9 protein-coding genes are annotated in these 7,527 nt (G+C 38.7%); 2 read left to right on the plus strand and 7 right to left on the minus strand.

The features are described from left to right. The first annotated feature begins 235 nt into the window (after window positions 1–235). On the plus strand, window positions 236–2,170 hold the full coding sequence (locus tag B3J29_RS09670; protein ID WP_034170032.1) for an acyltransferase family protein: 1,935 nt from the start codon (window positions 236–238) through the stop codon (window positions 2,168–2,170). Window positions 2,171–2,236: 66 nt separating this feature from the next. On the opposite strand, the gene B3J29_RS15430 is transcribed toward B3J29_RS09670, so the two are convergent. The 3 genes from B3J29_RS15430 to B3J29_RS15440 all read right to left on the minus strand — a co-directional run bounded on the left by B3J29_RS15430 (window position 2,237) and on the right by B3J29_RS15440 (window position 3,739). Further along, complete coding sequence (locus B3J29_RS15430) at window positions 2,237–2,566, minus strand: AAA family ATPase (protein ID WP_414632209.1); 330 nt, start codon at window positions 2,564–2,566, stop codon at window positions 2,237–2,239. After that, entirely contained in the window at window positions 2,490–2,675 is a 186-nt protein-coding gene (locus B3J29_RS15435) for an ATP-binding cassette domain-containing protein (protein ID WP_414632207.1), read from the minus strand. Before B3J29_RS15435 ends, B3J29_RS15430 begins: the two co-directional genes overlap by 77 nt. 272 nt (window positions 2,676–2,947) lie before the next feature. Then, window positions 2,948–3,739: an ATP-binding cassette domain-containing protein gene (locus tag B3J29_RS15440; protein ID WP_005234990.1), complete on the minus strand. Its 792-nt coding sequence runs from the start codon at window positions 3,737–3,739 to the stop codon at window positions 2,948–2,950. Between the two features lie 357 nt (window positions 3,740–4,096). Here B3J29_RS15440 and B3J29_RS09680 point away from each other — a divergent pair, with 357 nt between their 5' ends. Further along, the gene (locus tag B3J29_RS09680) at window positions 4,097–4,612 is read left to right on the plus strand and encodes a DUF1543 domain-containing protein (protein ID WP_005234992.1); all 516 of its coding nucleotides are present in this window, start codon (window positions 4,097–4,099) and stop codon (window positions 4,610–4,612) included. Window positions 4,613–4,651: 39 nt separating this feature from the next. Here the strand turns inward: B3J29_RS09680 and B3J29_RS09685 are convergent, their stop codons facing one another. The 4 genes from B3J29_RS09685 to B3J29_RS09700 form a co-directional block, all read right to left on the minus strand. Next, window positions 4,652–5,182 (minus strand): gamma carbonic anhydrase family protein, encoded by a 531-nt coding sequence (locus tag B3J29_RS09685; protein WP_034170031.1) that lies wholly within the window; start codon window positions 5,180–5,182, stop codon window positions 4,652–4,654. Between the two features lie 103 nt (window positions 5,183–5,285). Then, window positions 5,286–6,434, minus strand: a complete 1,149-nt coding sequence (gene dacC / locus B3J29_RS09690; protein WP_004782636.1) for a D-alanyl-D-alanine carboxypeptidase PBP5/6 — start codon at window positions 6,432–6,434, stop codon at window positions 5,286–5,288. Window positions 6,435–6,562: 128 nt separating this feature from the next. Beyond that, on the minus strand, window positions 6,563–6,943 hold the full coding sequence (locus B3J29_RS09695) for an MCR_0457 family protein (RefSeq protein ID WP_286965167.1): 381 nt from the start codon (window positions 6,941–6,943) through the stop codon (window positions 6,563–6,565). A gap of 159 nt (window positions 6,944–7,102) precedes the next feature. Further along, window positions 7,103–7,474 carry an MCR_0457 family protein gene (locus B3J29_RS09700; protein WP_004782632.1) on the minus strand — a complete coding sequence of 124 codons (372 nt, stop codon included), beginning with the start codon at window positions 7,472–7,474 and terminating at the stop codon, window positions 7,103–7,105. Window positions 7,475–7,527 lie beyond the last annotated feature (53 nt).

Here is a 7,527-nt window from a genome sequence, read left to right on the forward strand (position 1 = left end):
AATTTAGGCGGCGGTGGCTATGTTGATACTCGGGATTTTAATTTAGATGATTAACAATAAAGGTATTTGGCGAAAAAGAAAGCGTAGAATATAATGAGTGCATAAAATACTAAAACAGCAATATTTGCATTCTACGCTTTAATATAAGAATTTGATTTAAAATAAAATTTAATAAAAATTAGCAGTATTTCATAACAATTAAAATAAATAACAGGCTTTATAGGACAGGACTCCAATGAAATTCAGAACAGACATCAATGGCCTCAGAGCAATTGCCGTGATTGCAGTCATGCTATTTCATTTTAATGCGGCATGGATGCCTGGCGGTTTTGTTGGAGTAGATGTCTTCTTTGTGATTTCAGGTTTTTTAATGACTGGAATCATATTTAAAGATTTAGAACATGAAAAATTTTCTATTCTGAAATTTTATGTGGCTCGTGCGAATCGGATTATTCCAGCTTTGGCCGTGCTGTGTCTGGTATTAATGATTTTTGGCTGGTTTTATCTGACGCCTTTTGATTACAAGTTATTGGGTAAGCATGCCGCGAGTAGCATGACTTTTTTATCCAATATCAGTTACTGGAAGGAATCCGGTTACTTTGAGGCAGGCACTCACGAAAAGTGGTTATTACATACCTGGTCACTTTCCGTCGAATGGCAATTCTATATGATTTATCCGCTCGTTCTCATTGCCATGCGCAAGTTCATGTCTATCCAGACCATGAAATTTATGCTGCTGGCAGGAACGATTTTAGGATTCATTCTATCTGTGATCGCTACCTACAAATGGCCAAATCCCGCTTATTTCCTGTTACCTACCAGAGCCTGGGAAATGATGATCGGGGGAATTGCTTATCTTTACCCTTTGGCCTTGCAGGAAAATAAGAAAAGGTTGCTGGAAGGAACGGGATTGGCACTTATTCTGGGATCCTATTTCTTCATTTCTGCAGAAGACTTGTGGCCTGGTTATCTGGCAGTTTTTCCTGTTACCGGTACCTTCCTGATGATTCAGGCACATCGACATGACAGTGTTCTTACCAATAATATTGTATTTCAAAAGCTGGGGACTTGGTCTTATTCTATTTACCTATGGCACTGGCCTTTGGTTGTGCTGATCTATATCTACTCATTGCCTGAGTATTATGTGTATGCCGGAATAGCACTTTCTATAGGGTTAGGTTTTCTGAGCTATAAGTATATTGAGCAGATTAAATTACCTTCATATCATCAGTGGAAAGATATTTATCGTATAAAACCGCTTTATTTTTCTCTAGTGCTCATGAGCTTAGGCGTTACTTTAAATATATTTAATGGTTTTAATACAGATCTGCGCCAAGGTGCAGCCTCAGAACAGGCAAAATTTTTAGATTATTATAATGAGAAATTCAAAAATTTAAGGGATGCATACTGGCTGAAATGTGATACTTACGTGAGCCTGACTGAGCATAATAGTTATGATCCTGATCCAATCTGTATCACGAAACAAAAGGAAGGTGGGGTGTTCTTATGGGGAGATTCTCATGCTGAGGCACTTTCTTTAGGGCTGAGGACATTACTGAAATCCAATGATATCCCTTTTTATCAGAAAACCTCCTCCATTTGCCGGGCATCGCTGACCGAGATCAACTATCATAAAGGAGCTTATAAAGAAGCCTGTGACTATTCCAATAAACTGGCACTAAAGAGCATCGCAGAACTGAAACCCAAAATTGTGGTTATCACTCAAGCCCTGAAACACGATGAAACCAATTGGGAAAATATCGGGAAAAGTTTGCTTCAGCTTGGCGTATCTAATATCGTCATTGTGGGGCCAATTTCGCAATGGAAACCTTCGCTTCCTAAAGTGATGGTGAAACCGAAAAACTGGAATAGTGCTGAAGATTTTATATTTGATGCCGGACTGGATTTAAGAGCAGTTCAGGTAGACGAGAAAATGAAAAAATTACAATATCCTCAGGGAATTACCTATATATCCCTCATTGATCATCTATGTAAAAAAGATGATGTGCAGCAGCAATACAAATGTCGGATTCGGGCAGCTCAAGGAGAAGACCTGCTTCAGGTGGATTATGGGCACCTAAGTGAATCAGGCTCTTTATTTGTGGGGAATACCATACTGTCAAAATACTTATTAAATTTATATTCTCAGGATGTGACCACAAAACAATAAGCTTATTTCCTATGATTGATCAGCCACCCATTGAGGTGGCTTTTACGTATATAAGTTTAATCAAAATTATTCATTCATATTGAACACTTCAGTGATCCCGCAATCACGCACAAACTGTTCATCGTGTGAAACTAAAATCATAGCGCCTTTATAAGACCGAATTGCACTTGCCAACGAAGCTTTAGACTCAATATCCAGATGATTTTCTGGCTCATCCAATAATAAAAGTTCGGGTTGAGGAGAGACTTGGCTGAGACCTAGTAACGCCACTTTCAGCTTTTCACCACCACTTAACTGAGGCAAAGGATAAGTACCTTTATCACCACGAATTCTNNTCATTGAGAAAACTAAAATTTTGATCCAGATAAAAACAGTTTCGTGCCAAAAAGATTTGATCGAGAGGTTGCTGCTTTTGTAGGGCGGTCAGTTTCAGCAAAGTGGATTTACCACTTCCGTTTCGGCCTACAATATGGATTTTTTCACCTGCACTTAAAGCAAGATTCACAGGCTATGGAGTACCAAAAAGAAGCTTTAAGTGTTTAACCCGCAGAATTTCACCAGACTGTAGTTTAAGGTCTGGAAATTGAAATAGCTGAGGTTTTATCTTTTTAAGTCGCTGCTTTTGAACTTTTAATTCAGATTGTTCATTCGAAATTTGCCGTTGGTGCTGTGCCTGAACTTTCCCTACACTTTGACCAGCCTGTTCTTTTTAAAGTCTAAAAGCACTTTGGCTTGGGAATTCGAATCACGTAATTTGTTTCCGGCATGTTCCTGCTTTTATACTTTCATTAAAACGTCATGCTGCTTGTGCTTCATCTGTTTAATATCACGCTGACTCTGTTGAATTGACTGTTCGAGTGAAGCGACATTTTTCTGATACTGTTCAAAAAACTCCGCATAGTTTCCAGTAGAGTGCTGTAATCCATACTCATTTAAATAATAAATATGATCAACCTGATCTAGTAAAGTCCGGTCATGACTAATGATCAACGCACCAGCAGGATGTAATTTTAAATGCTCTATTAACCATGTTCGTGCTTCACAATCCAGATGGTTAGTCGGTTCATCCAGCAATAAATAATATTCAGGCTTTAAGAACAAGCTACATAAAGCAAGTTTGGTCTTTTGGCCCTCACTCAAATATTGCACAGGAAAGTCCAGATCGGTGGGTAATTGTGCTGAGCTCAACAGTTGCTGCCATTCATGCGGCAAGTGCCAACTATCCTCAAGTAGCTCATAATCCTCGAAACTGACTGTACCATGTTCAACATTTTTAAAAGCACGATGTAATTGACTTACTTCGAGTGCTTCAGCAATTGTGGCTGCCTTTAACCGATGCAATTGTGGTAGATAGGCATTATGCATTTGCCAGGAAACTTTACCTGAGCAATGTGGAGTAGAATACTGAGTCTGATGCAAAAGCTGCATGAGCAAAGACTTACCTTGTCCATTACGGCCTATTAAAGCGCTGACCTGAGCTTTAGGAAGGGTAAAATTTAAATTCTGAAATATGACTTTGGACGGGAATTCTAAAGTCAGATTGGATATTACACATGCCTGTTGAGTCATAAATAACCTCATAAATACAGGATGCACAAAATAAACAAGAGATTTTTTCTAGAAAAGATCAAGCCAGACGATCTATTTTGCACATCAATCTAAAAATAATCGTTGATGAGAAAAATAGACTTACTTCATTGGCGTGACTCATTTATAAGAGAAGGGGAGTTCGGACCTTATTTTAATATAAATAAGCTTGCTTAAAAATAGATCAAATTAGGATTGTTTATCCACTGTATTGATGCTGATTTAAGTGAATTTCAGGATTTTAAGAATATGAGATGATTGACTTGAAGTGGAACGAGTAAGTTTCATTTATACTATGCGGCTAAAGTCTTCTCTATTTTGCTTTTAAAGGATTTTTTTATGTCTGAACTCAAGCTCTACATTGCTTTATTGGGCGGAAAGCATGAAAAAGCCAATGTAGAAGTACATGACGTAATTCCGGTCATTAGTTCAGATATTAAGACAGCTTTCCCATATTTGAAGCAGCAATGGTTTGGTTTACAAAAAGGCCTGCATGTCGATGGTTGGATGACGATCAATGGTGTCAACTATCAGGATCTGAATTATCAGGTTCAGGTGACGGACATACCTGTAAAACAGGATTTAAAACTATTCCTGATCAATCTGGGTGCTTATGTGCCAGATCAGTTTGGTGAAATCCATAAATATCTGGTAGTTGCTGCAAAAAATAAGACTGAGGCTAAAGCACAAGGCAAGCTGGCCATTGAAAAAACTTGGTTTAAGCCTCATACCGATGCCGTGATTGATGTGGATGATTGCTTAGAACTGAACAAGATTGACCAGAAATTTGTGCATCTAGTAGAGGGAGACTTTGAAGCCAATAGTTTTAAGAACGATTATGTGGTTATTCCTTAATTAAGATAAGGCTACATAAAGTAGCCTTAGTTTGTCGATTTATTTGTAATGACCTGAGACTTTCACATAATTCTGTGCTGAATAAGGCAAGAAAGCTATTTCCTTCTCAGTCAGTGGACGCACTTTTTTGACTGGACTGCCTACATACAAGTATCCACTTTCTAATACCTTATTCGGTGGTACCAGTGAACCTGCTCCAATCATCACATCATCTTCAACAACTACATCATCCAGAATAATTGTACCGATACCCACTAAAACACGATTACCAATGGTACAGCCATGTAATTTTACATGATGACCGATCGTGACATCTTCACCAATAATCAATGGTGAACCTTCAGGTTTATCCGCCTTTTTATGACTCACATGCAACATGGAATGATCCTGTACATTCGAGTTCTTACCAATACGAATATGATTCACATCACCACGAATTACGGCAAAAGGCCATACAGATACATTTTCGCCTAAAACAACATCACCTACGACTACCGCCATCGGATCGATATAACAGGAGTCAGCGACTTGCGGGCGAGTATCCAGATAAGGGCGAATGTTTTGGCTCATGTCAGTGTCATCCTGAAAGTTTATAAGTATTATAAAATAAAAAAGCACACATTCGATGAATGTGTGCTTTCGCTTTAGTAAGATCTAATATTGATAATAAATATTAGAACAGGTTACTAAAAAATTGTTTGATATGATCCAGCATACGAGCAAAGAAACCAGCTTCTTCAACTGCTTTTAGTGCAACAAGTGGTTTCTCAGCAATCACTTTGCCGTTTAAAGTCGCCACATATTTACCTACGACTTGACCTGGTTGTAAAGGTGCAGTCAGTTTAGGCTGAACGACCAATTGAGTTTTAATGGCATTGGCCTGACCTTTAGGCATAGTCACGTTAAAGTTTTCTGCAAGACCGATCTGAACTTCATTTTCCTTACCAAACCAGACTTTAGACTTGGCTAGAACCTGTTTAGCTGGCTGAACATTTTTGGTTTCAAAGTTTGCATAACCCCAAGCCAGAAGTTCACGTGTTTGTGATGCACGTTCATTCATGGTTGGTGCACCGAAAATCACTGAAATCAGACGAGTCGGACCACGTTTTGAAGAAGTCGTTAAGCAGTAACCGGCTTCATCGGTGTGACCAGTTTTCAGACCATCTACACTTGGATCAGTATAGAGCAGGGCATTACGGTTACCTTGCTTAATCCCGTTAAAAGTAAATTCTTTTTCAGAGTAAATTGGATAGTATTTTGAACTGTCTTTGATGATGTGCTGAGCCAAAGTTGCCATATCTTTCGCTGTCGAATAATGGCCTTCAGCTGGCATACCAGTCGAGTTGATGAAGCTGGTATTAGTCATGCCGATCCGTTTCGCTTCCTGGTTCATCATATGTGCAAAGGTACCCTCGTTCCCTGCAATATGTTCAGCCATCGCTTTAGACGCATCATTACCAGACTGGATAATAATCCCACGCAACATTTCTAGTGCAGTCGCCGTACCGTTTAAAGGTACATACATACATGATTCTGCACTGCTACCACGGCACCATGCAGATTCATTCATGCGAACCTGTTCATCTTCAGTCAGCTCACCACTTAATAACTTCTGCTCGATGATGTAACTGGTCATCATCTTGGTCATTGAAGCAGGGGCTAATTTTTCATTTTCATTTTTTGATGCGAGAATTTGCCCTGTCTCGTAGTCCATTAGCACATAAGATTTATTATTCAATTCTGGTGGTGCAGATAAGACAGTTGCTGCAAAGCTAAAACTAGGAATTAATAATAATGCAGCAAGGGCAGTTTTTTGGGTCATTTCTAGTGGGTTCCAATATCTTGATGTAAGCACGAAGAGCCTAGCATTTTAGGACAAAGCTAGGCTGACTTCTATGGGAAACCCGGGGTTATTTCAAAAGTATTGTAAGCAATCACTCAAAAAGTGGATTATTTACTGTAGCTCACCAACTCATTGCAAATGGCCTGATTCTTTTTCTTGCCAGCCTTTTTGGCGTCGCTCTGTGCTTCGGCCAGAATGTTACGGAAATCTGACTGTTTTACCATCTGGTTCAGCCGTTCAACCGGATTTTTTTGACCCGGCAAATATTCAATCACGAGCTGGTTATAACCTTGATTGAATTTTGCTTTGTCTTTGACCATGCTTGGGCAAATTTCAGAAAAGACATAAATCGCAGCCAATTCTTGCTTGGTAATTTCCTGGTTTGGGGTGACTTCAATATTTTCATTTGCTGCATAAACCGAGCTGCCCCAAAGTGTCATACCAGCAACAACAGATAAACTTAAACTTTTAATTAATGTATGTTTCATCAAAAAACTCAAAAATTACATGTAGAACAATAATTTGTTAGCTTAAAGATATTTTTAAAATTGAAAAGAGGGGAAATGTAGTGAAGCTGTAGAATTATGAAGAAATGTGTAAGAGAAAAAAGACGATGCTGGCATCGTCTCATTTCAGCGAGAAAAACCTTATTCCTGATAGGCTAAAACATCTTCACACGCTGTTTTTTGTTCGTCTTTTGCAGTCTGTTTTGCACCTTGACGCGCTTCTTCAAGCACAGTCTTGTATTCACTGTCTGCCTGAAGTTTTTGATAGGTCATAGATTTGTCTGAGTATTCTTTTAGATAAGATTGAATCAGCTGCTGAATCGTTGTATCGAATTTTGCATTCTGACCAATAATGCCTGGACATACTTCGATCATTACCTGTGCAGACGCAACATCTTCTTTCACGATCATGTCATTTTCTTCAGCTGTCAAATCATTGGCAATAACTGCAGGAGATACAAAAGTTGCCAAACTTAAAGCCAAAGTACCCCAAAGAGAGAATTTTTTCATCATCTTAAGCCATATGTATTAATGGATATCGTGCTACAAATATATATAATTCCTGA

It is taken from the genome of Acinetobacter sp. UBA5984 (assembly GCF_002429925.1).
GTDB lineage: Bacteria > Pseudomonadota > Gammaproteobacteria > Pseudomonadales > Moraxellaceae > Acinetobacter > Acinetobacter variabilis.

What these genes read in the sequence shown, in the direction of transcription:
- B3J29_RS09680 (WP_005234992.1), top strand. Translation starts at nt 4,097, where the DNA reads ATGTCTGAACTCAAGCTCTACATTGCTTTATTGGGCGGAAAGCATGAA.
- dacC (WP_004782636.1), bottom strand. Translation starts at nt 6,434, where the DNA reads ATGACCCAAAAAACTGCCCTTGCTGCATTATTATTAATTCCTAGTTTT.
- B3J29_RS09685 (WP_034170031.1), bottom strand. Translation starts at nt 5,182, where the DNA reads ATGAGCCAAAACATTCGCCCTTATCTGGATACTCGCCCGCAAGTCGCT.
- B3J29_RS09700 (WP_004782632.1), bottom strand. Translation starts at nt 7,474, where the DNA reads ATGATGAAAAAATTCTCTCTTTGGGGTACTTTGGCTTTAAGTTTGGCA.
- B3J29_RS09695 (WP_286965167.1), bottom strand. Translation starts at nt 6,943, where the DNA reads ATGAAACATACATTAATTAAAAGTTTAAGTTTATCTGTTGTTGCTGGT.
- B3J29_RS15440 (WP_005234990.1), bottom strand. Translation starts at nt 3,739, where the DNA reads ATGACTCAACAGGCATGTGTAATATCCAATCTGACTTTAGAATTCCCG.
- B3J29_RS09670 (WP_034170032.1), top strand. Translation starts at nt 236, where the DNA reads ATGAAATTCAGAACAGACATCAATGGCCTCAGAGCAATTGCCGTGATT.